This window comes from Lysobacter changpingensis, from assembly GCF_017308985.1.
Lineage (GTDB): Bacteria > Pseudomonadota > Gammaproteobacteria > Xanthomonadales > Xanthomonadaceae > Lysobacter_J > Lysobacter_J changpingensis.
The window spans coordinates 769,128-795,658 of sequence record NZ_JADWPE010000003.1 but is presented as its reverse complement, the minus strand read 5'-3'; the positions used below and the strand labels follow the sequence as shown (position 1 = coordinate 795,658).

Genomic DNA, 26,531 nt, shown 5'->3' with positions numbered 1-26,531 from the left:
ATCGGTGTCGAAAGAACTGGAGAATTTCATGACCGAACTGTTGAAAGGTGAAATCGCCCTCGTGACCGGTGCCAGCCGTGGCATCGGCGCGGCGATCGCCGACGAACTGGCCGCGCAGGGCGCGACGGTGATCGGCACGGCCACGTCCGAATCCGGTGCGAAGGCGATCGGCGAGCGCCTCGCCGCGCACGGCGGTCATGGCCGTGTGCTCGACGTGAGCGATGCCGAGTCCATCGAAGCGCTGATCGACGGCATCGCCAAGGACATCGGCGCCATCTCGATCCTCGTCAACAACGCCGGCATCACGCGCGACAACCTGTTGATGCGCATGAAGGACGAGGACTGGCAGGCGATCCTCGACACCAATCTCACCAGCGTCTACCGCACCAGCAAGGCGGTGATGCGTTCGATGATGAAGGCGCGCAAGGGCCGCATCATCAACATCGCCTCGGTGATCGGCGTGACCGGCAACGCCGGCCAAGCCAACTACGCGGCGGCCAAGGCCGGCATCATCGCCTTCAGCAAGTCGCTGGCGAAGGAGATCGGCAGCCGCAACATTACCGTTAACGTGGTGGCGCCGGGTTTCATCGATACCGACATGACCAAGGCGCTGCCCGAGGACGCCAAGAACGCCATGCTGGGGCAGATCGCGCTGGGCCGTTTCGGCGAGCCGGCGGACATCGCCCGTGCCGTCGCCTTCCTGGCGGGCCCGTCGGCGGCCTATATCACCGGTGAAACCCTGCACGTCAACGGCGGCATGTACATGCCGTGAAGCGGGCCCGGCAGGGCAATGTTTCAGCTGTAACCGCTTGAACCCCAAGGGCTTTCGCGTATGCTCGCGAACGCCTTCGATTCAATTAGACTATTCCGTCGAATATCCCGTCCCGGGAGGAGTGAGAACCCATGAGCAGCATCGAAGAACGCGTCAAGAAGATCGTGGTCGAACAGCTTGGCGTTAAGGAAGAAGAAGTCACCAACAACGCTTCGTTCGTCGACGACCTCGGCGCGGACTCGCTCGATACCGTCGAGCTGGTGATGGCGCTCGAAGAAGAGTTCGAGTGCGAGATCCCGGACGAAGAAGCCGAGAAGATCACCTCGGTGCAGCAGGCCATCGACTACGTGAAGGCTCACGTCAAGTCGTAAGTTCATCCTGCGCGCGGGCCGGCCATCCGGCGGGACCGCGCGAGAACGCCATCGCCATCTCTGGCGCCTGGTATGTCAGGAAAATCAGACCGGGGCCGCACATCGCGGCCCCGTGTCTTATCAGCCGGTCTATACGCCGGCGTAGTGTCAGACGGAGTGTTTCATGTCCAACAACCGACGCGTAGTCGTGACCGGCCTCGGCGCGGTGTCGCCGCTGGGCAACGACGTCGCCAGCACCTGGGACGGCATCGTCAACGGTCGCTCCGGCATCGGCCCGATCACCCATTTCGACGCCTCCGCCTTCACCACCCGTATCGCGGGTGAAGTGCGCGACTTCGACATCACCCAGTGGGTGAATCCGAAGGACGCCAAGAAGATGGAGGAGTTCATCCATTACGGCGTCGCCGCTTCGCTGATGGCGATGAAGGACGCCGGCCTCAACGTCGATGAATCCAATGCCGAGCGCATCGGTGCGCTGATCGGCTCCGGCATCGGCGGCCTGCTCGGCATCGAAGAGCAGACCGTGAAGTACCACGACGGCGGCCCGCGCAAGGTCTCGCCGTTCTACGTGCCCAGCACGATCATCAACATGCTGCCGGGCCAGGTCTCGCTGCTGACCGGCATCAAGGGTCCGAACTTCTCGGCCGTCTCGGCCTGCGCCACCGCCAACCATTCTATCGGCATGGCGATGCGCATGATCCAGTACGGCGATGCCGACGTGATGGTCGCCGGCGGCGCCGAACGCGGTTCCTCGCCGACTTCGGTCGCGGGCTTCTGCTCGATGAAGGCGATGTCCACCCGCAATGACGATCCGACGCACGCGTCGCGTCCGTGGGACAAGGACCGCGACGGCTTCGTGCTCGGCGACGGCGCCGGCATCCTGATCCTGGAAGAGTACGAACACGCCAAGGCCCGCGGCGCGCGCATTTACTGCGAGCTCGCCGGCTTCGGCGCCAGTTCCGACGCCTTCCACATGACCGCCCCCAGCGAGAACGGCGAAGGCCCGGCGCGCTGCATGGTCGCGGCCATGAAGGACGCGCGCATCAATCCGGAAGAGGTGGCCTACCTCAACGCGCACGGCACCTCGACGCCGCTGGGCGATCTGGCCGAAACGCTCGCGATCAAGCGCGCACTCGGCGACCATGCCTACAAGACGATGGTCAGCTCGACCAAGTCGATGACCGGTCACCTGCTCGGCGCGGCCGGCGGCGTGGAAGCCATCTTCTCGGTGCTGGCGCTGCATCACGGCATCATCCCGCCGACGATCAACCTGTTCGAAGCGGGCGAGGGCTGCGATCTGGACTACGTGCCGAACGTGGCGCGCGAGAAGAAGATCGACGTCGCGATGTCGAACGGCTTCGGCTTCGGCGGCACGAACGGCACGCTGGTGTTCAAGCGCGTCTGATCGGGCCGCGTGATGCGATCCTGGAAATCCCCGCTTCGGCGGGGATTTTTCTTTTGGCCGACTTCGACCATTCCTGAAGCCGCATCCACACCCTCGGCAGGGCGCTCAAGCGAAGTCGTCTGCCAAGTCCACCAACGACGTTCCTAACCGACGCTCCCAACCAACGATCCCGAAGCGAAGTCCTCAACCGAAAGTCTTCAACTGAAGTCTTCAACCGTAACGGTCAACCGTAGCCGTCATCCCGGCGAAGGCCGGAATCCAGGCCGACACACGTTCCGTCGCAAGGGCCTTCGCTCGGTCAATGATCCGGCTGCCTCGGCCTGCCTTGGCCGCTTCGAACGGCAAGCACCGCCGACGTCGAACGTGAAGGCCCTGGATCCGCCCTTCGCCGGGATGACGGGCGGTTGCGCCAAACGCCTGGGGAACCCGTTCTTGCCTCCCCATCCCAGCCGCGAAGCCTCACCAATAGCGGACAATGTCGCCATGCTCCTGACCCATCCGCTGCCCGGCTCCTTCGACCTGCTCGCGCTGCAACGCCTGGCGCCCACGCGCTACCCGCTGCTGCTGGAATCCAGCGCGCACGGCACCGCGCAGGGACGTTGGGACCTGCTGCTCGTGGCCGGCGAAGGACAGCTTCGTCTCGACGCCGACGGAACGGTGCGCGACGAACGCGGCGCCGACGTCGGCACCGACTTCTTCGCCGCCCTCGATACCCGCTGGCAGCACGAACGCGTGCCGCGCGACGAACCGCGCTGGCCGTTCCGCGGCGGTTGGGCGCTGCTGTTCGGTTACGAGGCCGCGGCGCAGGTCGAGCCGATCCTGCAACTTCCGCGCGCCGAAGGCCGGCTGCCCGTCGCACTCGCGCTGCGCTGCCCGGCGGCCGTGCTGCGCGACCACACCAGCGGCGAGTGTGTGCTCGTCGTGGAAACCGGACACGACGCCCTGCGCGATGGCGTGCTCGACGACATCGCCCGGCTCGCCGCGCTGCCGCCGTTGCCGACGTGGCGAACGCCACACGCACTCGAAGAAGACGAGCCCGAACGCTTCACCGATGGCGTGCGCCGCGTGCTCGACTATCTCGCCGCGGGCGACGTATTCCAGGCCAACCTCTCGCGCGGCTGGCGCGCCCGCTTCGGTCGAAAGGTCGAGGCCGCCGAGCTCTTCCAGCGCCTGCGCGACAACAACCCCGCGCCGTTCGCCGGCGTGTTCGCGGGCGAGGACTGGGCCGTGGTCAGCGCCTCGCCGGAACGTCTGGTGTCGGTGCGCGGCGACGTCGTCGAGACGCGGCCCATCGCCGGCACGCGCCCACGCTTCGCCGGCGACGACGATGCCGCACGCATCCAGGAACTCGTCGGCCATCCGAAGGAACGCGCCGAACACGTGATGCTGATCGATCTGGAGCGCAACGACCTCGGCCGCGTCTGCACGCCGGGCAGCGTCGAAGTGGATGAGCTGATGACGGTCGAGAGCTACGCGCACGTGCACCACATCGTCAGCAACGTGCGCGGTCGCCTGCGCGCGGAGGCGACGCCGGGGCAGGTGATCCGCGCGGTGTTCCCGGGCGGCACGATCACCGGTTGCCCGAAGGTGCGCTGCATGCAGATCATCGCCGAGCTCGAAGGCGTCGGCCGCGGCGCGTACACCGGCGCGATGGGCTGGCTCAACCGCGACGGCGACATGGACCTGAACATCCTGATCCGCAGCGCCGAACTGGAATCCGCGCAAGGCGGTGCGACGCTGCGCTTCCGCACCGGCGCCGGCATCGTCGCCGACTCCGATCCGCGCAAGGAACTCGACGAAACCCGCGCCAAGGCGCGCGGCATGCTGCGCGCGCTGGGAGTCGCCGGGTGAGCGTGCGGCACTTCATCGGCGCCGCCGCCGCCGCGGGCACCCCCGATCACGATCGGGGCCTCGCCTACGGCGACGGCCTGTTCGAAACGATGCGCGCCCATCAAGGCGAAGTGCACTGGTGGCCCGCGCATTGGCGCCGGTTGCAGCGCGGCGCGCAGGCGCTCGGCCTTGCTCTGCCGGATGAATCGCGCGTCCAGCGCGAGGCGCGAGCGCTGCTCGAGGGCACCGGCGGCGTGCTGAAACTGATCGTCACGCGCGGCACGGGCGGTCGCGGCTACGCACCGCCGGAAAGCCCGACGCCACACTGGATCCTCTCGCGTCACGACGTACCACCTGCCGCGCCTGCCGAAGGCCTCACGCTCCGCTGGTGCGACATGCGACTGGCGCTGCAACCGGCGCTGGCCGGAATCAAGCACTGCAACCGGCTCGAACAGGTGCTGGCGCGCGCCGAATGGCGCGATCCGGACATCCACGACGGCCTCGTGCGCAGCACCGATGGCGACGTCGTCTGCGCCACCGCCGCCAATCTCTTCGTGGTCCACGGTGACCGCTGGACGACCCCGGCCGTGGACCGCTGCGGCATCGCCGGCGTGTGCCGCGAATGGGCGATCGGCGCGCTCGCAGCCCGGGAAGCGCGCCTGGCTGTGACGGACGTCGAAGCGGCCGACGCGGTTTTCCTGTGCAATGCCGCGCGCGGTATCCTGCCCGTGGCGCGGCTCGGCGCTCGCTCATGGCGACCGCATCCGCAGGTGGCGCAACTCCGCCGCCGCCTGGCCGCCGAGCATCCCGCATTCGCCACGGAGGTTGCGTGAGTCGCAAATCTGGACGCCGCCTGGGCGGCTTCTTGTTCGTGCTGCTGTTGATCGCCGCAGGCGTCGGCGCGTATCTGTGGCACCGTTATACGAGCTTCGCCGACGCCCCGCTGGCGGGGTTGGAACCCGGAGAGAGCCTGGTCGTCGAACGCGGCGATTCGCTGCCCTCGGTCGTGCGCAAGCTGCGCGAGGCCGGCGTGCATCAGGGCGACCTGATCGAATGGCGCGCGCTGGCGCGCCAACTCGGCGCCGCCGGCAAGCTGCAGGTCGGCGAGTACGCGCTGGAGCCCGGCACCTCGCCGCGCGACCTGCTCACCGCCATGCGCGACGGCAAGGTCGTGCGCCGCCGCTTCACCATCGTCGAAGGCTGGAACATCCGCGAACTGCGCGCGGCGCTGGCGCGGACGAAGGAACTGGAGCAGGAAACCGCGGGTCTCGACGACGCCGCGCTGATGAAGGCGCTCGGCCATCCGGGCCAGCATCCGGAGGGCCGCTTCCTGCCGGAAACGTATCTGTTCACCCGTGGCGACAGCGACCTGGACGTGCTCCGCCGTGCGCACGAATCGATGGAAAAGGCGCTCGCCGCCGCGTGGGAGCGCCGCGTGCCGGACAGCGTGCTGAACACCCCGGAGGAAATGCTGATCCTCGCGTCCATCGTCGAGAAGGAAACCGGCATCGCCGAGGAACGCCCGCGCATCGCCGGCCTGTTCGAGCGTCGCCTGAAGATCGGCATGCGCCTGCAGACCGACCCGACGGTGATCTACGGACTGGGAACGAGCTACGCCGGCAACATCCGCAAGGCCGATCTCACCAGCGACACGCCGTACAACACCTACACGCGCGCTGGCCTGCCGCCGACGCCGATCGCGATGCCCGGCGCCGATGCACTGCAGGCCGTCGCGCGTCCGCAGCGCGGCGAGGAGCTGTACTTCGTCGCGGTCGGCGACGGCAGCGGACGCCATCTGTTCGCGCGCACGCTGGCCGAACACGAGGCGAACGTGCAGCGATACCTGGCCAAGTATCGCCAGGCGCGCGCGGCCGAACGTGCCATCGAATCCGGCGCGAAGACGCAGGAGCGGCAATGACGCTGCGTTCGTATCCACGCTTCATCACGCTGGAAGGCAGCGAGGGCGCCGGCAAGTCGACCGTGCTCGCGGCATTGCGCGACGTGCTGTCGAACGACTCGCGCGCGACCGTGGTCACGCGCGAGCCCGGCGGCACGCCGCTGGCCGAACAGATCCGCGGCCTGCTGCTCGACACGCACCATGAAACGCCCACGTCCGAAGCCGAGCTGCTGCTGGTCTTCGCGGCGCGCGCGCAGCACGTGCGCGAAACCATCGTGCCGGCGCTGGAGCGCGGCGCGTGGGTGATCAGCGATCGTTTCACCGACGCCAGTTACGCCTACCAGGGCGCGGCGCGCGGCGGCGATGCGGCGTTCATCGGCGAACTGGAACGGCGCGTGGTCGGCATCGCGCCCGGCATGACGCTGCTGCTCGACGTGCCGGTGGCCATCGGTCTGCAACGCGCGCGCGGACGCGGCGCCGCCGATCGCATCGAGGCCGAACGCGAGGACTTCTTCGAACGCGTGCGCGAAGGCTACCTCGCGCGCGCCGCGGCCGAACCGGCGCGGTTCCGCGTGATCGACGCCACGCAGCCGGCCGACATCGTCGCCGCGCAGGCGGTCGCGCACCTGCGCGCATGGATGGAAGCGAACGCATGATCGCCGCGATCCCGAACTTCGCGCCGTGGCAGCAGCGCGTGTACGAACAGGCCGTGACGGCGCTCGACGCGGGACGGCTCGCGCACGGGCTGTTGTTCTGCGGCCCGGCGAAACTGGGCAAGCGCGCCGTGGCCGAACGCGTCGCGCGACGCGTGCTGTGCCAGCAGCCGGTCGCCGGCGGCGAGCCCTGCGGCGCCTGCCGGAGCTGCCACCTGATCGACGCCGGCACGCATCCGGATTACCACGTCGTCTCGTTCGTTCCGAACAAGGAAGGCACGCGGCTGCGCACCGAGATCGTGATCGAGCAGATCCGCCAGCTGTCCGAGCAGCTCGCGCTGACGCCGCAATACGGTGGCGCGCAGGTGGCGATCCTCGACCCGGCCGAAGCCATCAACAACGCCGCGTGCAACGCGTTGCTGAAGACGCTGGAGGAACCGGTGCCGGGTCGCTACCTGTGGCTGGTGAGCGCGCATCCGGCGCGATTGACGGCGACGATCCGCAGCCGCTGCCAGCGTTACGAATTCAGGTTGCCGCCGCACGACGACGCGCTGGCGTGGCTGCGCGCGTGCGGGCACGCCGAGGCCGCCGCGCGCGAAGCGCTCGACGCCGCGCGCGGGCATCCGGGCCTGGCGCACGAATGGCTGGAGAACGACGGCCTCAAGCTGCGCCGCGACGTCGCCGCCGATCTGGCGAAGCTGGGTCGCGGCGACGAGGGGGCCGTGGAAATCGCCCAGCGCTGGGTCGGGGATGAACAGGCGGCGCTGCGTCTGCGGCACGCCGCGGACCTCGCGCTGGCCGAGGCATCCGGCTTGACCGACCCTGTGCGAACGCGCAGTCTGGCCGCGTGGTTCGACCAGGCGAACCGGACCCGGGATCTGCTGCGCACGACCGTGCGGGCGGACCTCGCGGTCACCGAATTGTTGCTGGCCTGGCGCGGCGCGAGCGGCGCCCGGGCGTCAGGGGGAAGCAGGAGATGAGCGGTATGAACGCAGCGGGCGGCGCGCGCCAGGGCATCCTGTCGTGCGCGATCAAGGACAAGGCGCAGCTCTACAGCGCCTACATGCCGTTCCTCAAGAGCGGCGGCATCTTCGTGCCCACGCCCAAGCGCTACTTCCTCGGCGACGAGGTCTTCCTGCTGCTCACGCTGCCCGAATCGAGCGAACGCCTGCCGGTCGCCGGCAAGGTCGTCTGGGTGACGCCGGTGGGCGCGCAGGGCAACCGCCCGGCCGGCATCGGCGTGCAGTTCGCCGACACCGCCGAAGGCGAAACCGTGAAGGGCAAGATCGAAGCGCTGCTGGCCGGCACGCTTACCGCCGAGCGGCCGACGCATACGATGTGAGCCGCGCGCGGCTGGATCAACGCGGCGCGCCGTCGAGGAAATCCAGCAGCTGCCCGGCGATGACCGGATAGCTGAAACGCTTCGCCACGAATTCGCGGGCCCTCACGCCGAGCGCATCACGCAACTTCGCAGCCGCAGGATCGCGTCATCCCGGCGAAAGCCGGGATGACGATCTTCTTGGGATGACGATCTTCCCGGTACGACAATCCTTCGCGGGACACGGCTTGCTCCTGTAGCCCGGGTAAGCGAAGCGCACCCGGGTTGGAGAGGCGACCGCGCTCCCGGGTGCGCTTCGCTTACCCGGGCTACAAAAGCGGCTGCTCTTTGCTCGTCATCCCCGCTTGCAACGTGATGAGCGACAAAAACGCCGCGCTCCACGCACGGAGCAGTTATTGCCGGCCCGCACCACGAGCCGCCGAGCCAGGCGCGTCAGGCCGCCCGCGAAACCGCAGCCTGCCCGCGCAGCGTCGGATTGTCCCAGCCCGGTCGCGGCTTGAAACGATCGCCGTAGCGCTGCTGGAGGATCTCCAGTCGCGCCACCAGGTTGTCGACGCCCGTTTCGCGCACGTACTGGATCGGGCCGCCGCGGAACGGGGCGAAGCCGGTGCCGAAGATCACGCCGGCGTCGAGCAGTTCCGCATCGTCCACCACGCCTTCGTGCAGGCACGCCACCGCTTCGTTGATCAGCGGCATGATCAGGCGGTCCTCCAGATCGGAGGGGATCTGGTAATCCTTCGGCAGCGCGGGCTTCACCGGTTTGCCGTTCTCCCATTTGTACAGGCCCTGGCCGTCCTTCTTGCCTCGCTTTCCGGCTTGCGGCGGCGTGGAGAGCGACGCCGGGATCGGCAGGCCGAGGAACGGCGCGAGCTCCGCGCCCACGCCCGCCGCGACGTCCAGGCCCACCGTGTCGATCAGTTCGATCGGGCCCATCGGCATGCCGAACTTCACCGCGGCCTTGTCGATCGCCGCGCCCGGAATGCCATCGGCGTAGGCGGTCGCCGCCTCGAGCATGTACGGGAACAGCACGCGGTTGACGAGGAAGCCCGGCGTGCCCGCGACCGGCACCGGCAGTTTGTCGATCGCCTTGCAGAACGCCGCCAGGCGCTGCTCCGTCTGCGGCGCGACGCGATCGTGGTGGATGATTTCCACCAGCGGCATCAGCGCCACCGGGTTGAAGTAGTGCAGGCCGGCGAAATGCACGGGACGCGCGATGTGTTCGCGCAGTTCGGTCAGCGGGATCGACGAGGTGTTGGTCGTCAGCAGCGCGTCGAACTTCATGCGCGGCTCGAGCGAGGCGTACAACTCGCGCTTGGCTTCGGCGTTCTCGATGATCGCCTCGATGACGAGGTCCGCATCGGCCACGCCGTCGCCGGCGAGGTCGCCCTTCAACCGCGCCGCGACCGAGGCTCGCTTGCCTTCGTCCTTCACCTTCTTCTCGAACAGGGCCTGCGCGCGGGTCAGCGCGGCATCGATGAAGCGCTGTTCGCGATCCTGCAGCGTGACGTCGAACCCCTTGCACGCCGACCATGCGGCGATGTCGCCGCCCATCACGCCGGCGCCGACCAAGTGGACATGGCGGATGCCGTGATCCTTTCCGCCCAGGCCCTTCAGCCGTTCCTGCAGGAAGAACACGCGGATGAGATTGCGCGCGGTCGGCGTGGACGCGAGCTTCACCACCGCCTTGCGTTCGGCCGAGAGCTGCTGCTGGATGCCGCCGCCCACGTTCGCCCAGCTGTTGATCAGTGCGTACGGCGCGGGGTAGTGCTCCCTGCGCGCCTTGCGTGCGACCTGCTTGGTCAGCATCGGCGCGAGCAGCTTGCGGGCGGGCAGGGTGTTCGTCGCCCAGCCGAGGAAGCGCTGCTTGAACGGACGCTGCGCGCCGGCCCTCAGCGCGAAGGCGACCGCAACGTCGACCAGCGTGGCGGGATCGGTGACCTTGTCCACCAGCCCGTTCGCGCGCGCGGCCGAGGCCGAGAGCGTGCGGCCGGTCAGCATCATGTCGAACGCCGCCGGCGCGCCGATCAGGCGCGGCAGGCGCACGCTGCCGCCCCAGCCCGGGAAAATGCCGAGCTTCACTTCCGGCAGGCCGATGCGCGTGGACGGATCGTTGCTGGCGACGCGGTAGCGGCACGCCAGCGAGATCTCGGTGCCGCCGCCCATGCAGAAGCCGTGGATCGCCGCGACCGTTGGGCAGGGCAGTTCGGCCAGGCGCTGGAAGGTCTGCTGGCCGCGACGGATCGCGTCGCCGACCGTGCCCTTTTCGTCGAAGGCCTGGAATTCCCGGATGTCGGCGCCGGCGATGAAGCCCGAGGTCTTGGCCGAGCGCAGCACCACGCCCTTGGGCGGATCCAGCGCGAGGCGTTCGATCAGGGTGTCCAGTTCGATCAGCACGTCCTGCGAGAACGTGTTCACCGGCGTGCCGGCCTTGTCGAAGGACAGCAGCAGCACGCCGTCGGGGCGCAGCTCGGTCTGCCAGTGCTGGAAGCGAAGACCGTCGAAGCCAGCCGTCATGGGAGGCACCATCCGTTCAGGTATGGAGAGACCGCTATCATCCCGAGGATGTTTCGCCGGCGTCAATCGCCGCGTCTTCCGCACCTCCCGCCGGACCCCTGACGGCCGGCGCTTGCGGGCCATCGGCGCATCCCCATTAATGATCGTGATTCAGTCTTCGCCCCGTTGAACGTCGCGTTGAACCCGCCGTTGAACTTTCGTCCTCCGGGGTTGTCCATTCGTTCGGCCATGGCCGAGCTGACAGGAGCGCCGGCGCGGTATGGCCGAAACGACGTTGCACAAAGATGCTGAGTTGGACCAGGAGCTGGTCGCGCGCGTGCAGCGAGGCGACGGCGCGGCCTTCGATGCGCTGGTGCGCAAGTACCAGCACCGGATCACCGCGCTGATCGGCCGCTACGTCGCCGACTGGAGCGAATGCCAGGACGTGGCCCAGGAAACCTTCATCCGCGCCTACCGGGCGCTGCCGAACTTCCGGGGCGACGCGCAGTTCTATACATGGTTGCACCGTATCGCCGTGAATACCGCCAAGAACCACCTGGTCGCACAGAACCGCCGCCCCCCGACGGACGACGTCGACGCCGGCGAGGCGGAACTGTTCGACACCGGCACGCGGCTGCGCGACACCGACACGCCGGAACATGAACTGTTGCGGCAGGAAATCGAACGCACGGTGATGCGTGTGGTCGAAGGACTGCCGGAGGAACTGAGGGCCGCGATCACCCTGCGCGAGGTGGACGGCCTGAGCTACGAGGACATCGCGCAGAAGATGGGGTGCCCCATCGGTACGGTCCGCTCGCGCATCTTCCGCGCGCGCGAGGCGATCGATACCGAACTGCGGCCCCTGCTGGACCACGACACTGCGAAAGCCACCAAGCGATGACTTCCAACCAACGTTCCATCGACGATCGACCCACCCAGGACCGCGAGACGCTGTGCGCGCTGTTCGACGGCGAGTTGCGCGGCGACGAAGCGCGCTTCGCGTTGAAGCGGCTGGGCCACGACGTGCAGTGGCGCGACACCGTCGGCCGCTGGCAGTTGTACGGCGACGCGTTGCGCGGACAGGCGCAGGGCATCGCAGGGAGCGGTTTCGCCGATCGCGTGGCGCTGGCGATCCGCGAAGAGGAATCGCTGCATGTCGCGATGCCGGCGAAAGCCGCCGGCGGACGGCGCGCCTGGGCCGGCGGCTGGATGGGCGGTGCGCTCGCGGCATCGGTCGCGGTCGCGGCGTTGTTCGTGACGCGACCGTTCACCGACGACGCGCCTTCGACGGGCGATCGCGTTTCTCCCCAGGTCGCCAGCGCGCCGGGCGCCGCCGCGGTGTCGCGCATCGCCGCCGGTGCGGCCTCGCGCGCGCCGGTCGCACCGGCCGCCACGCCCGCGACGCCGGGCACGACCGATCCGCAGTCGCCGGGCGCCACGCTCGCCGCGAGCGCGGCGGCCGTGGCCGCGATCGAGGCCCCGCGTCGCGCCAGCCGCGCCGCGCGCAACACGAATCCACGCGTGCCACGCGTCACGCGTGCGATCGAGCAACCCACCGTCGCGAGTGCCGACATCGCCCGCACCGCCGTCGCCGATGCGACCCCGGCGATTGTCGCGCCGACTCCGGCGAAGCCGTTCCAGCCCGAACACATGGAGCCGGCTTCGCGTCCTTGGCCGCGCGCGGTGTTGCCGCAGTACGGCGGCAGCGGCGCGCTGACCGCCAGCTTCGGCGGAAACAGCGCCGCCTCGCCTTCGTTCTATCCGTTCGAGCCGCAGACCGCGATGCCCGCCGCCGAAGAAAGCCCGGCGCCACGCGAGTCCCAGGACTGACCCCACGGACGGGCCCGCTCCCGCGATCGGGCCCGCAGCGATCCCCCCTTCCTCGCGCCGTGAAAACGGCGTACCGCCCACACTCATCCCAACGTTTTCCCGAGGCCCGATGCCGATGAACCGCACGCCCCGTTCCTCCCTGCGCAGCATCTTCCTGGTCGCCGCGATCGCCGCGGCGCTCCCGGTCGCCTGCACGGCGCAGCCGCCCGCGAATCCGATCGCACAGCCGCCTGCCGCGACGCCGGCGCCGCCGCTGGTCTCGGGCCTGCCGGACTTCACCAACCTGGTGCAGCGTGTCGGCCCGGCCGTGGTCAACATCCGCGCCGAAGTCGCGCCGCGTCGCACCGCGCGCGGGCAGATGCCGGACGAGGAGCAGATTCCCGAAATCTTCCGCCGCTTCTTCGGCGATGAGCTGCCGTTCCCCGGCGGTCCCGGCGGCCCGGGTCCGCGCGGCCCGCGCGGCGGCGGCACCTCGCTGGGCAGCGGCTTCCTGATGTCGGCCGACGGCTACGTCATGACCAACCACCACGTGGTCGATGGCGCGGACAGCGTGACGGTCACGCTGTCGGATCGTCGCGAGTTCCCGGCCAAGGTCGTCGGCAGCGACGAGCAGTCGGACGTCGCGCTGCTGAAGATCGACGCCAAGGGCCTGCCGTTCCTGCGCATGGCGCCAGCGAATGCGACGAAGGCCGGTCAGTGGGTGATCGCCATCGGTTCGCCGTTCGGCCTGGATCATTCGGTGACCGCCGGCATCGTCAGCGCGGTCGGCCGCGCCAACCCGTACGCGAACCAGCGCTACGTGCCCTTCATCCAGACCGACGTGGCCATCAACCAGGGCAACTCGGGCGGCCCGCTGCTCAACACCAGCGGCGAAGTGGTCGGCATCAATTCGCAGATCTTCAGCAACTCCGGCGGCTACATGGGCGTGAGCTTCGCGATCCCGATCGACGTCGCGATGAGCGCGGCCGAACAGCTGCGCGCGACCGGCAAGGTCAGCCGCGGCCAGTTGGGCGTGCAGGTGCAGGCGCTGACCAGCGAATCGGCGAAGGCGCTCGGCCTGCCCGACAGCAGCGGCGCGCTGATCGCCGACGTGCTGCCCGGCAGCCCGGCGGAAAAGGCCGGCATCGAACGCGGCGACGTGATCCGCGCCGTCGACGGCCGCACCATCGACGATTCGGCCGACCTGCCGCCGATCATCGGCAACATGGCGCCGGGCACGAAGGCGAAGGTCACGCTGATCCGCGACGGGCGCACGATCGACAAGACCGTGACCGTCAACGAACTGGACGAGCTGGCCGGCAACGGTCGGGCGACCCCGCGGCCGGCCACCGATGGCGGTTCCGCCAAGCCGTCGTCCGGCAACGCACTGGGCCTGGTCGGTCAGGACCTGTCGGCGGGCGAACGCCAGCGCCTGGGCCTGCGGTCGGGCGAGGGCGTGCTGATCCGCAACCCGGGCGACTCCGGCGCCGAAGCCGGCCTGCGTCCGGGCGATGTGGTCCTGCAGGTCGGCCGCAGCGCGGTCGGCTCCGCCGCCGCGCTCGACAAGGAGCTGGGCTCGGTGAAGTCCGGCGACACCGTGATGCTGCTGGTCCGCCGCCAGGGTTCCACGCAGTTCATCGCCGTCACCGCGCAGGACGACGCCCAGACCGGCTGAGGTCCATCACCGCCATCCCGGCGCCCGCCATGGCGTGGCGCCGGGACCGGCTGCGGCGGGGCCTGTGCGATAATCGCGCGTTGATTTCAAGGAACGGCCAGCCTCGCGCGCCCCCGCATGCAGCAGATCAGAAACTTCTCCATCATCGCCCACGTCGACCACGGCAAGTCGACGTTGGCCGACCGCATCATCCAGCTCTGTGGCGGCCTCGAAGCCCGCGAGATGGAAGCGCAGGTCCTCGATTCGAACCCGATCGAGCGCGAACGCGGCATCACCATCAAGGCCCAGTCCGTGTCGCTGCCATACAAGGCGCGCGACGGCCAGACCTACTTCCTCAACTTCATCGACACGCCCGGCCACGTCGACTTCAGCTATGAAGTCAGCCGTTCGCTGGCCGCGTGCGAAGGCGCGCTGCTGGTGGTCGACGCCGCGCAGGGCGTCGAGGCGCAGTCGGTCGCCAACTGCTACACCGCGGTGGAGCAGGGGCTGGAGGTCGTGCCGGTCCTCAACAAGATCGACCTGCCGACCGCGGACATCGAGCGCGCCAAGGCCGAGATCGAGGCCGTCATCGGCATCGACGCCGAGGACGCGGTCGCCATCAGCGCCAAGACCGGCCTGAACGTCGTGGACGTGCTGGAGGCGATCGTGCATCGCATCCCGCCGCCGAAGCCGCGCGACACCGACAAGCTGCAGGCGCTGATCATCGACTCGTGGTTCGACAACTACCTGGGCGTGGTCTCGCTGGTGCGCGTGATGCAGGGCGAGATCCGCGCGGGCAGCAAGATCCTGGTGATGTCGACCGGTCGCACGCACCAGGTCGACCAGGTCGGCGTCTTCACCCCCAAGCGCAAGGTGCTCGACAAGCTCGGCGCCGGCGAGGTGGGCTGGATCACGGCGTCGATCAAGGACGTGCACGGCGCGCCGGTCGGCGACACGCTCACGCTGGCGGGCGATCCCGCGCCCAAACCGCTGCCGGGCTTCCAGGAAATGCAGCCGCGCGTGTTCGCCGGCCTGTTCCCGGTGGATGCCGAGGACTATCCGGACCTGCGCGAAGCGCTCGAAAAACTGCGCCTCAACGACGCCGCGCTGCGTTTCGAACCGGAAAGCTCCGAGGCGATGGGCTTCGGCTTCCGCTGCGGCTTCCTTGGCATGCTGCACATGGAAATCGTGCAGGAGCGCCTTGAGCGCGAGTACAACCTCAACCTGATCACCACCGCGCCGACGGTGATCTATGAGGTGCTGCGCACCGACGGCGAGATCGTCCCCATGGACAACCCGGCCAAGCTGCCGCCGGTGAACATGGTCGAGGAGATCCGCGAGCCGATCATCCGCGCCAACATCCTCACGCCCGAGGCGTACATCGGCAACATCATCAAGCTGTGCGAGGAAAAGCGCGGCGTGCAGCTGGGCATCCAGTACCTGGCCAGCCAGGTGCAGATCAGCTACGAGCTGCCGATGGCCGAAGTGGTGCTGGACTTCTTCGACAAGCTCAAGTCGGTCAGCCGCGGCTACGCTTCGCTGGACTACCACTTCCTGCGCTTCGACGCCGGCCCGTTCGTGCGCGTGGACACGCTCATCAACGGCGACAAGGTCGACGCGCTCTCCATCATCTGCCATCGCAGCCATGCCGACCGCCGCGGTCGCGAGCTGTGCGAGAAGATGAAGGAACTGATCCCGCGCCAGATGTTCGACGTGGCGATCCAGGCGGCGATCGGCTCGCAGATCATCGCCCGCACCACGGTCAAGGCGCTGCGCAAGAACGTGCTGGCCAAGTGCTACGGCGGCGACATCACCCGCAAGAAGAAGCTCCTCGAGAAGCAGAAAGAGGGCAAGAAGCGGATGAAGCAGGTCGGCCGCGTCGAGATCCCGCAGGAGGCGTTCCTGGCCGTCCTGCAGGTGGACAAGTAATAAAGGCGATGCCGCGGCGTTTTCCTACGTCCGGGCGGGGAGTTCCCGCCAGCTTCGGGAAGGGTTCGCCCATGACGGACGGCACGCACGCGGCTATCCTCGCCATGGCAGGTTGCCGGGGGGCGACCTGCGCGGTCCCCGGGCCTTCCTGCCCGGCCTCGGTCCACTCGTCCGTATTCCCGTTCCCCGCTCTGCCAAGGAGCATGCATGCGCTGGTTTGAAATCGCCCTGGTCGTCCTGACCCTGTTCACCGGCCTGGTGTGGCTGCTCGACAAGCTGGTGCTCGCCAAGCGCCGCGAAGCGCGACAGGGCCTGCTGGACGACGGCAAGGAGCCGATCGTCGTCGACTATTCCAAGGCCTTCTTCCCGGTGCTGGCGGTGGTGCTGATCCTGCGCAGCTTCGTGGCCGAGCCGTTCCGCATCCCGTCCAACTCGATGATGCCGACGCTGCTGACCGGCGACTTCATCCTCGTCAACAAGTTCACCTACGGCCTGCGCCTGCCGATCAACAACCACAAGTTCCTCGGCATCGGCGAACCGGAGCGCGGCGACGTGGTGGTGTTCCGCCCGCCTCACCATCCCGACCAGGACTGGATCAAGCGCGTCGTCGGCCTGCCGGGCGATCGCGTGGGCTACCACGACAACCAGGTCAGCGTGAACGGCAAGGTGCTCGGCTACGCGCCGGTGGGCGTGTACCAGGGCAAGGGCAACGGCACCGAGATGACCGGCGCCGAGGAACTGCAGGAAAACCTGCTGGGCCGAGAGCATCGCGTGCTCGAACGCACCAACCTGCCGTTCATCGACCAGGGCGAAGGCGACTGGATCGTGCCGCCGGGTCACTATTTCGTGATGGGCGACAACCGCGACAACAGCGAGGACAGCCGATACTGGGGCTTCCTGCCGGAGCAGAACCTGCGCGGCAAGGCGTTCCTGATCTGGATGAACTTCGACGGTGGCGTGGACACCTCGCGCATCGGCAACAGAATCCAGTAAGACACTGCCTGCGGCGGCGGGGGAGCGCGCCGCTCGCGGGTTCGAAGCTGACTCATGGGGGATAGAAAAAATGAAGCGTACGCAGAGCGGCATCACGCTGATCGGGTTCATCGTGGTGCTGGCCGTGGTCGGTGTGTTCGTCTACATGGGCATCAAGGTGGTGCCGATGTACACCGAGTTCTTCGCGGTGAAGAAGGCGTTGAGCCAGCTTTCCGAGGAACCGGGCATCACGCGAGAAGACCCCGCGCGCATCAAGGAGCTGTTCTTCCGCCGCCTGGACATCAGCTACGCCGACAGCGTGAAGAAGAACAACGTGAACGTGCTGCGCCGCGACGCGGGGTTCCTCGTCACGGTCAACTATGAAGTCCGCCGTCCCCTCATCTCCAACATCGACGTGGTCGGGCGCTTCAACGCCGAGCAGAGCCTGAGCCGTAGTGAGTGATGCGATCGGCCACCGCTTCGCGCGCCCGGAACTGCTGCAGCAGGCGCTGACGCACCGCAGTGCCGGTGCGCCACACAACGAGCGGCTGGAGTTCCTCGGCGACGCACTGGTGAACCTGATCGTTGCCGAGGCGCTGTACACGCACTGGCCGCGCGCCGATGAAGGCGCGCTCACGCGCGCGCGCGCCGAGCTGGTGCGCGAATCCGCGCTGGCGCCGATCGCGCGCACGCTCGAGTTGGGCCCGCGCCTCACGCTGGGACCGGGCGAGATGAAGTCCGGGGGGCATCGGCGCGATTCCATCCTGGCCGACGCGCTGGAGGCGGTGATCGCCGCCATCTACCTGGATTCGGATTTCCCGACCTGCCGGGCCGTGGTGATGCCGTGGTTCGAGGCGGCCATCGCCGCGCTGCCGCCGCCGCACAAGGTGGGGAAGGACGCCAAGACCCGCCTGCAGGAATGGTTGCAGGCCCGGCAGAAGCCGCTGCCGGTCTACGCGCTGCTCGCCGAATCCGGCGAGGACCATGCCAAGAGCTTCCAGGTCAGCTGCACGCTCGGCCAGCCGTCGCTGGTCGCCGAGGGCGTCGGCAACTCGCGACGCGCGGCCGAGCAGGCCGCCGCCGAGGCCGTGCTGGAATTGCTGCAGGAGCGCTGAGCGCCCGCTTTCGCCGCACGCTCCCGGGCGGCGCCTTACAATTCCCAGCATGAATACCCCCGCCCATCGCGCCGGCCACGTGGCCGTCATCGGCCGTCCGAACGTCGGCAAATCCACCCTGGTCAACGCCCTGGTCGGCGCGAAGGTCAGCATCACCTCCAGCCGCCCGCAGACCACGCGCCACCAGTTGCTCGGCATCGCCACCTTCCCGGAGGGCCAGCTGCTGCTGGTCGACACCCCGGGCATCCACCGCGAGCAGAAGCGCGCGATGAACCGTTGGATGAACCGCGCCGCCCGCGGCGCCCTGGAAGGGGTGGACGCGGCCGTGCTCGTGGTGCGCGCCGGGCAATGGGACGACGAGGACGCGCTCGCCTACGACGCCCTGACGAAGGCGGGCGTCCCGGTGGTGCTCGTGGTCAACCAGGTCGATCGCATCAAGGACAAGGCGGCGCTGCTGCCGTACCTGGCCAAGGTCAGCGAAGGCCGCGACTTCGCCGGCGTGCATCCGGTTTCCGCGCTCAAGCGAACCGGTCTGGACCCGCTGGTGAAGACCATCCTCGCGCAGCTTCCCGAACAACCCGCGCTCTATGGCGAGGACGAGATCACCGACAAGAGCCAGCGCTTCCTCGCCGGGGAGATGGTCCGCGAACAGCTCATGCGCCAGCTCGGCGAGGAACTGCCGTACGCGACGACAGTGGAGATCGAGAAGTTCGAAGTCGACGGCAACCTGTTGCGCATCGGCGCGGTGATCTGGGTCGAACGCGACGGCCAGAAGGCCATCGTCATCGGCAAGGGCGGCGAACGCCTGCGCGAGATCGGTGCCCGCGCGCGCCAGCAGATGGAACGCCTGTTCGGCAACAAGGTGTTCCTGGAAACCTGGGTCCGCGTCCGCGAAGGCTGGTCGGACGACGAGGCGGCGCTGCGGGCATTCGGCTACCACGATTGAGGCAGGAACGAGTGGAGAGGAACGAGGAACGAGTGTCGCGCTCACGACTAACCCGTTTCCCCGTCGGTCGTTCCTAGCATCATGCGTCTCAGCGCCGAACCCGCCTTCGTCCTGCACGCGCGCCCCTGGCGCGAGACCAGCCTGCTGGTCGAAGTGCTGAGCGAACACCACGGCCGGCTCGGCCTGGTCGCGCGCGGCGTGCAGGGGCCGAAAAAGCAGGCGCTGCGTGCGGCGTTGCAGCCGCTGCAGTGGATCCGGCTGGATGCGGTGCAGGTCGGCGAGCTGGCACGGTTGAACACCGCGGAGGCGCTCGATGTCGCGCCACGTCTGTCCGGCGAGGCGATGCTCTCGGGTTTCTATCTCAACGAACTCACTCTGCGCCTTGCGCCGCGCCAGGACCCCGCGCCGGAACTCTACGAAGCCTACGGTCGCGCCCGCGCACGACTCGGCGCCGCCGAGCCGCTCGCATGGACGCTGCGCCGTTACGAGCGCGACCTGCTCGACGCCCTGGGCTTCGGCTTCGACTGGGCCAACGACGGCGACGGCGTACCGATCGATCCGGCGGCACGCTACCGGCTCGATCCCGAATACGGTCCGCGCCGGGTGCTGAGCGATCGCGGGCACGGCGATCGCAGCCAGGCCGCCACCGGCCGCGGGCTGCTCGCGCTGGCCGACGACCGGTTGCCGGAATCCGACGACCTGCCGGGTCTTCGCCGCGCCATGCGCGACGTCCTCGCGCATTATCTCGGCCCGCGCGGGCTCAAGTCGTGGGACATGCTTGCCGAGTTGAACCGCGTTTCGCGCGCCCCGGATCAAAGCGCGGCCGACTGAGCCTCGGTGAGCGGTGCCCGGAACGACGGGACGTCGGCGTGCGCGAGCGTTTCGTTTGCGACGTGTTCCAGCGCCGCCAGCCGGGCCGTCGACGAGGGTTCCTCCTGCAACGTCTGCACGGCCGCGGCGAGGCGTTGCGCCCCGACGAAGCCGCAACTGGCGCGCAGCCGATGCAGGTCGCCACGCACCGAGTCCAGGTCGCCGCGTTCGGCCGCGGTGGAAATCGCATAGACCGACTTCGCCAGCTCCTGCACGAACAGATCGCGCAGCGTGTCCACGTGCGTGCGGTTGCCGTTGAGCGCGAGCGTCGCCGCGTCGTCGTCCCATAGCGGCAGCTCGTCGCCGGCCACCGCGAGGGCCACCGGTGCGCTGTCCGACGCGACGCCGAGCACGCGACGCAGCGCGGATTGCACGGTGATGGCGGGCATCGGCTTGACCAGCGCCTCTGCGAAGCCGGCGGCGACCAGCGCGTCCAGCACCTGCGCCTCGTGCGCGGCGGTGTGCGCGATGGCCGGCGTGCGCGGATCGCGTTCGCGCAGTCGGGCCAGCAGTTCCTCGCCGCTGCCGTCGGGCAGGCGCGCATCGATCATCCACGCCGAATACGCCTGCGAGGACGCAAGCGCCAACGCCGCGGCCATGGTGTCGACGGCGTCGACGTCGGCCGGCGTCGCGCGCAGCGCGGCGGTGAGGAAGGTACGGCTGGTCGGATCGTCCTCGACCAGCAGGATGCGGGGGAGCATGTCGGGCATCATCGGCATTTCGCGTCCTGTCGGTATGCTGATCGGATGTCGCGTTCGATCTTACGCCTCCTGCTGGCCATGACGGCCATCGCGTTCGCCGCATGCAGCGGCGTCGCCGCCGCCGCGACCGCGCAGGCGAGGATCGCCCGGGTGAGCACCGCGGTGGCGACGCTGGAAAACGTCCGCGTGCAGCTCGACTGGCCCGATGCCGCGCCGCAGGGCGTCCTGCGCCTGCAGGCCGCGCGCATCGACGCGCCCGGGCTCGGCTACCGCTTCGGCGACGTCGCCTGGCAATGTCCGCTCTCGCGTGCAGGAAACCGGTGGCGGTGTGAAGGCGCCGTGCGCGAGGGGCGCGGGCCGGTACTGACGCTGGCCATCGACCTGGACGACGCGCGCACCGACGCGCGTCTTTTTCGTGGGCGAAGCAGCATCGCCCTGCATCGCGACGCACGCACGCCGGACCTCACCCGCATCGACCTGACGCAGGTGCCGATCGTCTGGGCGCAGGCGCTGGTCGCGCGCGCCTGGGAGGCCGGACGGCTCGGCAAGGGCACCCTGGAAGGCCGGATCGACGTGCGTGCACCGGCCGATGCGCCGTTGCAGGTGAGCGGCCCGCTGCGCCTGTCCGGTGTGGCCTTCGATACCGCCGATGGCCTGATCGCGGGAGAAAATGTCTCGGCGCAGGCACGCCTGGACATGCGCGTCGGCCCGGATACCTCGGTCGCGATCGACGGCGCGCTGCACGGCGGCGACCTGCTGTTCGGCAACGCATACCTGGCCCTGGAGCAGCGTCGCGTCGCCGTCGATCTGCTGGCGACGCAGCACGGCGCCGACGGCTGGCACCTGCCGCGGATGCGCTGGAACGACACCGGCATCCTCAGCGCCGAGGGCAGCGCGGCACTGGGCGCAGGCGGTGCCCTGCGTTCGCTCGACGTGCGTGCGCGCAGCGAGGACCTCGCGCCGTTGCGCGACGGCTATCTCACGGGCTTCCTCGGCATCGCGGGCCTGGCGGACCTGCAACTGCGCGGCGCGGCCGACGCCCATCTGCGCATGCACGAAGGCACCGTGCTTGACGCGTCCTTCGTGCCGCACGGCGTGTCGATCGACGATCCGCGCGGGCGCTTCGACTTCGCCGGGCTCGAAGGCGACGTGCGCTTTTCCTCCACGAAGCCGCTCGACAGCGAACTGCGATGGAGCGGCGGCCGGCTGCACGGGCTCGCGTTCGGCGAAGCGACGCTGCCGTTCGCCAGCAGCGCGGGCGAATTGCGCCTGCGCGCGGCGTCGCGGATGCCGATGCTCGGCGGCACCGTCACGTTCAACCATCTGCACCTGCGGCCACCTGCGGGCAGGCAGGGACTGGAGATCCGGTTCGGCATGGACCTGGACCGCCTGGACATCGCGCAACTGTCGCAGGCGCTGGGCTGGCCGCCGTTCACGGGCGAACTCACCGGCCGCATCCCCGAAGCGCGCTATGCGGACGAACGGCTCGATTTCGAAGGCGGGCTTTCGGTCGAACTGTTCGGCGGCACGGTGCAGGTGTCGTCGCTGGCGATGGAGCGGCCGTTCGGCGTCGCGCCGACGTTGTCGTCGGACATCGCCTTCGAGGACATCGACCTGCAATCGCTCACCAGCGTGCTCGGTTTCGGCGAGATCACCGGCAAGCTCGATGGCCGCTTCGACCGGCTGCGCCTGGTGGACTGGCAGCCGGTGGCGTTCGAGGCGGCGATCGCCACCGATGCGCAGGCCGCACGCCGCGCGCGTGTCCGCCAGCGCATCAGCCAGCGCGCGGTGCAGGATCTGTCGAGCGTGTCCGACGCGTCGTTCGTGGGCAGCCTGCAGGCGCAGCTGATCGGGCTGTTCGACGATTTCGGCTATCGGCGGCTCGGCCTGTCGTGCTATCTCGACGACGAGGTGTGCCGGATGAGCGGTCTGGGTTCAGCCGGCAACGGCTTCACTATCGTCGAAGGGTCCGGCCTGCCGCGGCTGACGGTGGTGGGATTCAATCGCGACGTGGACTGGCCGACCCTGCTGGAACGCCTGAAGGCCGCCAGCACGGGCGACGTGAAGCCGGTCTTCGAGTAAGTTTCGCGGCATCCCGGCGCACGCTGCATGCCGGTCAACGGATCAACAGGAGAAATCGTCATGCGTCGTTGGATGGGCATTCCGCTGGCGGCGGTCGCGTTGACCGCCTGCGTCACGATCAACGTGTACTTCCCGGCGGCCGAGGCCAAGGAAGCGGCGCGCGAGTTCGTCGAGAAGGTCATCGGCGACGAAGCGCAGCCCGCACCGCAGCCGCAGGACAAGCCCGGCGGGCAGAGCGCGTTCGTGCCGTCCGCGCAGCGTTCGCTGGCCGCGCGCATCGACTGGCTGTCGCTGGTCGGTATCGGCAGCGCGCATGCGCAGGGACAGCCGGACATCACGATCAGGACGCCGGCGATCCAGGCGATCCAGTCGCGCATGTCGCAGCGGTTCGATGGCCAGCTGAAGGCGCATTTCGGATCCGGCGCGCTGGGCATCGCCAACGACGGCACCATCACCGTGCGCGACGCGGCGAAGATCCCGCTGCCGCAGCGCGTGGCGGTGAACCAGGCCGTCGCCGACCAGAACCGCGACGCACGCGCCGTGTATCGCGAGATCGCCGTGGCCAACGACCATCCCGAGTGGGAGCAGCAGATCCGCGCGGTGTTCGCGCGCCAGTGGATCGACAGCGCGCGCCCGGGCTGGTGGGTGCAGGATGCGGGTGGGGGCTGGCGGCAGAAGTGATCGGGTAGCGCCGACAGCGCGCCCCGTCCGACTCACCCGACGGCGCCCTCACCGCCACCGCCGATGGCTCCCTCCCCTGCGTGCAGGGGAGGGTTGGGGAGGCGCAGCGGGCCACGCAGCGGCGAACTGGCCTGGCACGCGTCCATGAAGACCGGGAGCCTCCGCCGGAATGCCGGTGACATCGTTCGCCGGTAAGGGACTGCCCGAACATTCCGCGCCTGGATCCCGGCCTTCTCCGGAATGACGGATCCCGAGTACCGAATCCCGGCCCCCCAGCCGCGATCTGCGACAATACGCGGCCCTGTTGAGCAGTATCGCCAGCCGCTGTGGCCCGCATCGATCAGACCCCCTTCGAAGTTTCCATCACCGACCTGACCCACGACGGACGCGGCGTTGCCCGCCGTCCCGACGGCAAGGCCGTGTTCGTCGCCGGCGCGCTGCCGGGCGAACGCGTCATGGCCTCCCAGACCGGCCGCCACCGCAGTTTCGATGAAGCCCGGACCGTCGAGGTCCTGGACGCCGCGCCCGAACGCGTCGCGCCACGCTGCGCGCATTTCGGCGTGTGCAGCGGCTGCGCGTTGCAGCACTACGACGAGGGCAGGCAGATCCTCGCCAAGCAGCGCGTGCTCATGGAGAACTTCGAGCGCATCGGCCACGTCGAGCCCGAACGCATCCTGGCGCCGCTCGTCGACGGCGCATGGGGCTATCGCCGCAAGGGCCGGTTCTCGGTGCGTCGCGTGGAGAAGAAGGACAAGACGCTGGTCGGTTTCCGCGAGACCGATCCGCGTTTCGTCGCCGACATCCGCGAATGCCACACGGTGATGCCGCAGATCGCGTCGAAGCTGCCGGAACTGGCCGCGCTCATCGACGGCATGCAGGCGCGCCGCGAGATCCCGCAGATCGAGTTCATCGCGGGCGACGCGCAGGACGATTTCAGCGGCGTCGCGTTGACCATTCGCCATCTGGCGCCGTTGTCCGACGGCGATCGCGATGCGCTGGTCGCCTTCGGAAAGACGCACGGCTTCGCCATCTTCCTGCAGCCTGGCGGCGTGGACAGCGTGCATCCGCTGTGGCCGGAATCGCCGAAGCTGGCGTTCTCGCTGCCGCAATGGAACCTGGAATTCCTGTTCCGCCCGCTGGATTTCATCCAGGTCAACGCCGGCCTCAACGGCAAGATGATCCAGCTGGCGATCGACCTGCTCGATCCCAGGCCCGAAGACCGCGTGCTCGACCTGTTCGCCGGCCTGGGCAATTTCACCTTGCCGCTGGCGCGCCAGGTGCGCGAAGTGGTGGGCGTGGAAGGCGAGGCGGGCCTCGTCCGCCGCGCGCGCGAGAACGCCGCGCACAACGGCATCGCGAACGCCGAGTTCCACGCGGCGGACCTGGCGAAGGACCTGTCGAGCGAATACTGGATGAAGCAGCCCTTCGACAAGCTGCTGCTCGACCCGCCGCGTTCCGGCGCCGACGTCGTGCTCGCGCAGCTTCCGCTGAAACAGTTCGACCGTATCGTCTACGTCAGCTGCCACCCGGCATCGCTGGCGCGCGATGCGGGTTTCCTGGTGAAAGAGCGCGGCTGGAAGCTGAAGGCGGCCGGCGTGATGGACATGTTCCCGCATACGGCGCATGTCGAATCCATTGCGTTGTTCGAGCGCTGACCGCTTTCGTCCTGCAGGAATCACGAAGATGGCCCTCGAAATCGAACGCAAATTCCTGGTCACCGGCGACGGCTGGCGCGCAGCCGCGCGCGACGTGGTGCCGATGGCGCAGGGCTACATCAACGACCAGAAGGCGATGGACGAAGGCGCGATGAAGGCGTCGGTGCGCGTGCGCATCGCCGGCGACGAGGCCTTCCTCAACCTCAAGTCGCGCGAACTCGGCCATACGCGGCAGGAATTCGACTACGCCATTCCGGTCGCCGATGCACGCGCGCTGCTCGCGCTGTGCGTCGGAGGACTCGTCGACAAGCGCCGCCATTACGTGCGGCACGAAGGCCATCTGTGGGAGGTCGACGAGTTCCTCGGCGACAACGCCGGGCTGGTGGTGGCGGAGATCGAACTGTCCAGCGCCGACGAGGCATTCGCGCGTCCGGAGTGGATCGGCGCGGAGGTCACCGACGCCTCGCGCTACTACAACCTCGCGCTCGCCACGCGCCCGTACAGCCAGTGGAGCGCCGACGAGCGCGCCGGCGTGGTTGCGTAAGGCCGGCCCGGCCCCACTTCAATTCAATGGACAACACTCCCTTGCGCATCGACATCTGGTCCGACGTGGTCTGCCCCTGGTGCTGGATCGGCAAGCACCGGCTGCGCGAAGCGCTGGCGCAGCTGGGCGACAAGGGCCGCACGGCCGAGATCCACTGGCACGCATTCCAGCTCGATCCCGAATCCGACGACACGCCCGTGCCCTTGCGCGAGGCGTACGAAAAGAAGTTCGGCGGCGCGCAGCGCACCGAACAGATCCTGTCGCAGACCCAGGCCACCGGCCTTGCCGAAGGCCTGCCGTTCGATTTCGATCGCGGACAGGTGCGCGTGAGCACGCTCAAGGCGCATCGGCTGATCTGGCTCGCCGGTCGCGAAGGCGATGCGGACAAGGTCGGCGAGGCGCTGTTCCGCGTGCATTTCGCCGAAGGGCGGAATCTCGCCGACGTGCAGACGCTGGTCGAGGCCGGTGCCGCAGGCGGACTCACCGAGGCGCGCGTGCGGGCGATGCTCGACTCCGACGAAGGCGTGGCCGAAGTCCGCGCCCAGCTCGCCCAGGCGCAGGCGCTGGGCATCCAGGCCGTGCCGACGTTCGTGTTCGACGGCCGCCTGGCGGTGCAGGGCGCGCAGACGCCGGCGGTGTTCGCGCAGGTATTCGAGCGCCTGGGGCTCGAATCGCGGCCCACCGACGAGCGCGCCGGCGGCGACGCCTGCGGTCCGGGCGGTTGCGCGGTCTGAGCACCGCGCGTTCACACTGGTCCCATGCGTGCGGATGCCCCGCCAGGGCATCTGCGCGACAATGCGGCTCCGCGCGTAC

At 68.9% G+C, this 26,531-nt stretch carries 25 protein-coding genes; 23 read left to right on the top strand and 2 right to left on the bottom strand.

Annotated elements, in window-relative coordinates; genetic code table 11:
* Positions 1 to 28: 28 nt before the first annotated feature.
* From fabG to I4U41_RS10480, 9 genes are all read left to right on the top strand, one after another.
* On the top strand, positions 29 to 772 hold the full coding sequence (gene fabG / locus I4U41_RS10520; RefSeq protein WP_206861080.1) for a 3-oxoacyl-ACP reductase FabG: 744 nt from the start codon (positions 29 to 31) through the stop codon (positions 770 to 772).
* 131 nt (positions 773 to 903) lie between these two features.
* Complete coding sequence (acpP, locus tag I4U41_RS10515) at positions 904 to 1,143, top strand: acyl carrier protein (protein ID WP_031373652.1); 240 nt, start codon at positions 904 to 906, stop codon at positions 1,141 to 1,143.
* A 163-nt stretch (positions 1,144 to 1,306) separates the two neighbouring features.
* Complete coding sequence (gene fabF, locus I4U41_RS10510) at positions 1,307 to 2,548, top strand: beta-ketoacyl-ACP synthase II (RefSeq protein ID WP_206861079.1); 1,242 nt, start codon at positions 1,307 to 1,309, stop codon at positions 2,546 to 2,548.
* 483 nt (positions 2,549 to 3,031) lie between these two features.
* On the top strand, positions 3,032 to 4,399 hold the full coding sequence (locus I4U41_RS10505; protein WP_206861078.1) for an aminodeoxychorismate synthase component I: 1,368 nt from the start codon (positions 3,032 to 3,034) through the stop codon (positions 4,397 to 4,399).
* A 2-nt stretch (positions 4,400 to 4,401) separates the two neighbouring features.
* Complete coding sequence (gene pabC, locus I4U41_RS10500; protein ID WP_206861077.1) at positions 4,402 to 5,211, top strand: aminodeoxychorismate lyase; 810 nt, start codon at positions 4,402 to 4,404, stop codon at positions 5,209 to 5,211.
* On the top strand, positions 5,208 to 6,296 hold the full coding sequence (mltG, locus tag I4U41_RS10495; RefSeq protein ID WP_320415173.1) for an endolytic transglycosylase MltG: 1,089 nt from the start codon (positions 5,208 to 5,210) through the stop codon (positions 6,294 to 6,296). The genes pabC and mltG overlap by 4 nt, the downstream gene beginning before the upstream one ends.
* Positions 6,293 to 6,931: a dTMP kinase gene (gene tmk, locus I4U41_RS10490; RefSeq protein WP_206861075.1), complete on the top strand. Its 639-nt coding sequence runs from the start codon at positions 6,293 to 6,295 to the stop codon at positions 6,929 to 6,931. Before mltG ends, tmk begins: the two co-directional genes overlap by 4 nt.
* On the top strand, positions 6,928 to 7,908 hold the full coding sequence (locus tag I4U41_RS10485; RefSeq protein WP_206861074.1) for a DNA polymerase III subunit delta': 981 nt from the start codon (positions 6,928 to 6,930) through the stop codon (positions 7,906 to 7,908). The genes tmk and I4U41_RS10485 overlap by 4 nt, the downstream gene beginning before the upstream one ends.
* Complete coding sequence (locus I4U41_RS10480; protein WP_206861073.1) at positions 7,905 to 8,270, top strand: PilZ domain-containing protein; 366 nt, start codon at positions 7,905 to 7,907, stop codon at positions 8,268 to 8,270. Before I4U41_RS10485 ends, I4U41_RS10480 begins: the two co-directional genes overlap by 4 nt.
* Positions 8,271 to 8,699: 429 nt before the next feature.
* Here I4U41_RS10480 and I4U41_RS10475 read toward each other — a convergent pair whose 3' ends face one another.
* Entirely contained in the window at positions 8,700 to 10,781 is a 2,082-nt protein-coding gene (locus tag I4U41_RS10475; protein ID WP_206861072.1) for a 3-hydroxyacyl-CoA dehydrogenase NAD-binding domain-containing protein, read from the bottom strand.
* 259 nt (positions 10,782 to 11,040) lie between these two features.
* Here I4U41_RS10475 and rpoE point away from each other — a divergent pair, with 259 nt between their 5' ends.
* From rpoE to recO, 9 genes are all read left to right on the top strand, one after another.
* Positions 11,041 to 11,661: an RNA polymerase sigma factor RpoE gene (gene rpoE, locus I4U41_RS10470; protein ID WP_206861071.1), complete on the top strand. Its 621-nt coding sequence runs from the start codon at positions 11,041 to 11,043 to the stop codon at positions 11,659 to 11,661.
* Entirely contained in the window at positions 11,658 to 12,590 is a 933-nt protein-coding gene (locus I4U41_RS10465; protein ID WP_206861070.1) for an RseA family anti-sigma factor, read from the top strand. The genes rpoE and I4U41_RS10465 overlap by 4 nt, the downstream gene beginning before the upstream one ends.
* Positions 12,591 to 12,705: 115 nt before the next feature.
* On the top strand, positions 12,706 to 14,244 hold the full coding sequence (locus I4U41_RS10460) for a DegQ family serine endoprotease (RefSeq protein WP_206861069.1): 1,539 nt from the start codon (positions 12,706 to 12,708) through the stop codon (positions 14,242 to 14,244).
* A gap of 117 nt (positions 14,245 to 14,361) precedes the next feature.
* Positions 14,362 to 16,152, top strand: coding sequence for a translation elongation factor 4 (lepA, locus tag I4U41_RS10455; protein ID WP_206861068.1), 1,791 nt, complete (start codon positions 14,362 to 14,364; stop codon positions 16,150 to 16,152).
* Between the two features lie 207 nt (positions 16,153 to 16,359).
* On the top strand, positions 16,360 to 17,145 hold the full coding sequence (lepB, locus tag I4U41_RS10450) for a signal peptidase I (protein ID WP_206861067.1): 786 nt from the start codon (positions 16,360 to 16,362) through the stop codon (positions 17,143 to 17,145).
* 70 nt (positions 17,146 to 17,215) lie between these two features.
* Positions 17,216 to 17,587, top strand: a complete 372-nt coding sequence (locus tag I4U41_RS10445) for a DUF4845 domain-containing protein (RefSeq protein ID WP_206861066.1) — start codon at positions 17,216 to 17,218, stop codon at positions 17,585 to 17,587.
* Positions 17,580 to 18,239, top strand: coding sequence for a ribonuclease III (rnc, locus tag I4U41_RS10440; protein WP_206861065.1), 660 nt, complete (start codon positions 17,580 to 17,582; stop codon positions 18,237 to 18,239). The genes I4U41_RS10445 and rnc overlap by 8 nt, the downstream gene beginning before the upstream one ends.
* Positions 18,240 to 18,288: 49 nt before the next feature.
* On the top strand, positions 18,289 to 19,185 hold the full coding sequence (era, locus tag I4U41_RS10435; protein ID WP_206861064.1) for a GTPase Era: 897 nt from the start codon (positions 18,289 to 18,291) through the stop codon (positions 19,183 to 19,185).
* Positions 19,186 to 19,266: 81 nt separating this feature from the next.
* Complete coding sequence (gene recO / locus I4U41_RS10430; protein WP_206861063.1) at positions 19,267 to 20,016, top strand: DNA repair protein RecO; 750 nt, start codon at positions 19,267 to 19,269, stop codon at positions 20,014 to 20,016.
* Here the strand turns inward: recO and I4U41_RS10425 are convergent.
* A complete protein-coding gene (locus tag I4U41_RS10425; RefSeq protein ID WP_242525119.1) occupies positions 19,998 to 20,774 on the bottom strand; it encodes a response regulator in 777 nt (258 codons plus the stop codon). The genes recO and I4U41_RS10425 overlap by 19 nt on opposite strands.
* A 60-nt stretch (positions 20,775 to 20,834) precedes the next feature.
* Here I4U41_RS10425 and I4U41_RS10420 point away from each other — a divergent pair, with 60 nt between their 5' ends.
* The 5 genes from I4U41_RS10420 to I4U41_RS10400 all read left to right on the top strand — a co-directional run bounded on the left by I4U41_RS10420 (position 20,835) and on the right by I4U41_RS10400 (position 26,452).
* The gene (locus I4U41_RS10420) at positions 20,835 to 22,838 is read left to right on the top strand and encodes a translocation/assembly module TamB domain-containing protein (protein ID WP_206861062.1); all 2,004 of its coding nucleotides are present in this window, start codon (positions 20,835 to 20,837) and stop codon (positions 22,836 to 22,838) included.
* A gap of 60 nt (positions 22,839 to 22,898) precedes the next feature.
* Complete coding sequence (locus I4U41_RS10415; RefSeq protein WP_206861061.1) at positions 22,899 to 23,519, top strand: YdbL family probable chaperone protein; 621 nt, start codon at positions 22,899 to 22,901, stop codon at positions 23,517 to 23,519.
* 326 nt (positions 23,520 to 23,845) lie between these two features.
* Complete coding sequence (gene rlmD / locus I4U41_RS10410; protein ID WP_206861060.1) at positions 23,846 to 25,174, top strand: 23S rRNA (uracil(1939)-C(5))-methyltransferase RlmD; 1,329 nt, start codon at positions 23,846 to 23,848, stop codon at positions 25,172 to 25,174.
* Positions 25,175 to 25,202: 28 nt separating this feature from the next.
* On the top strand, positions 25,203 to 25,718 hold the full coding sequence (locus I4U41_RS10405; protein WP_206861059.1) for a CYTH domain-containing protein: 516 nt from the start codon (positions 25,203 to 25,205) through the stop codon (positions 25,716 to 25,718).
* A 41-nt stretch (positions 25,719 to 25,759) separates the two neighbouring features.
* On the top strand, positions 25,760 to 26,452 hold the full coding sequence (locus tag I4U41_RS10400) for a DsbA family oxidoreductase (protein WP_206861618.1): 693 nt from the start codon (positions 25,760 to 25,762) through the stop codon (positions 26,450 to 26,452).
* Positions 26,453 to 26,531: the final 79 nt, after the last annotated feature.

Coding starts and splice junctions, on each gene's coding strand:
- fabG (WP_206861080.1), top strand. CDS start 29: ATGACCGAACTGTTGAAAGGTGAAATCGCCCTCGTGACCGGTGCCAGC.
- acpP (WP_031373652.1), top strand. CDS start 904: ATGAGCAGCATCGAAGAACGCGTCAAGAAGATCGTGGTCGAACAGCTT.
- fabF (WP_206861079.1), top strand. CDS start 1,307: ATGTCCAACAACCGACGCGTAGTCGTGACCGGCCTCGGCGCGGTGTCG.
- I4U41_RS10505 (WP_206861078.1), top strand. CDS start 3,032: ATGCTCCTGACCCATCCGCTGCCCGGCTCCTTCGACCTGCTCGCGCTG.
- tmk (WP_206861075.1), top strand. CDS start 6,293: ATGACGCTGCGTTCGTATCCACGCTTCATCACGCTGGAAGGCAGCGAG.
- I4U41_RS10485 (WP_206861074.1), top strand. CDS start 6,928: ATGATCGCCGCGATCCCGAACTTCGCGCCGTGGCAGCAGCGCGTGTAC.
- I4U41_RS10480 (WP_206861073.1), top strand. CDS start 7,905: ATGAGCGGTATGAACGCAGCGGGCGGCGCGCGCCAGGGCATCCTGTCG.
- I4U41_RS10475 (WP_206861072.1), bottom strand. CDS start 10,781: ATGACGGCTGGCTTCGACGGTCTTCGCTTCCAGCACTGGCAGACCGAG.
- rpoE (WP_206861071.1), top strand. CDS start 11,041: ATGGCCGAAACGACGTTGCACAAAGATGCTGAGTTGGACCAGGAGCTG.
- I4U41_RS10465 (WP_206861070.1), top strand. CDS start 11,658: ATGACTTCCAACCAACGTTCCATCGACGATCGACCCACCCAGGACCGC.
- I4U41_RS10460 (WP_206861069.1), top strand. CDS start 12,706: ATGAACCGCACGCCCCGTTCCTCCCTGCGCAGCATCTTCCTGGTCGCC.
- lepA (WP_206861068.1), top strand. CDS start 14,362: ATGCAGCAGATCAGAAACTTCTCCATCATCGCCCACGTCGACCACGGC.
- lepB (WP_206861067.1), top strand. CDS start 16,360: ATGCGCTGGTTTGAAATCGCCCTGGTCGTCCTGACCCTGTTCACCGGC.
- I4U41_RS10445 (WP_206861066.1), top strand. CDS start 17,216: ATGAAGCGTACGCAGAGCGGCATCACGCTGATCGGGTTCATCGTGGTG.
- era (WP_206861064.1), top strand. CDS start 18,289: ATGAATACCCCCGCCCATCGCGCCGGCCACGTGGCCGTCATCGGCCGT.
- recO (WP_206861063.1), top strand. CDS start 19,267: ATGCGTCTCAGCGCCGAACCCGCCTTCGTCCTGCACGCGCGCCCCTGG.
- I4U41_RS10425 (WP_242525119.1), bottom strand. CDS start 20,774: ATGCCGATGATGCCCGACATGCTCCCCCGCATCCTGCTGGTCGAGGAC.
- I4U41_RS10420 (WP_206861062.1), top strand. CDS start 20,835: ATGACGGCCATCGCGTTCGCCGCATGCAGCGGCGTCGCCGCCGCCGCG.
- I4U41_RS10415 (WP_206861061.1), top strand. CDS start 22,899: ATGCGTCGTTGGATGGGCATTCCGCTGGCGGCGGTCGCGTTGACCGCC.
- I4U41_RS10405 (WP_206861059.1), top strand. CDS start 25,203: ATGGCCCTCGAAATCGAACGCAAATTCCTGGTCACCGGCGACGGCTGG.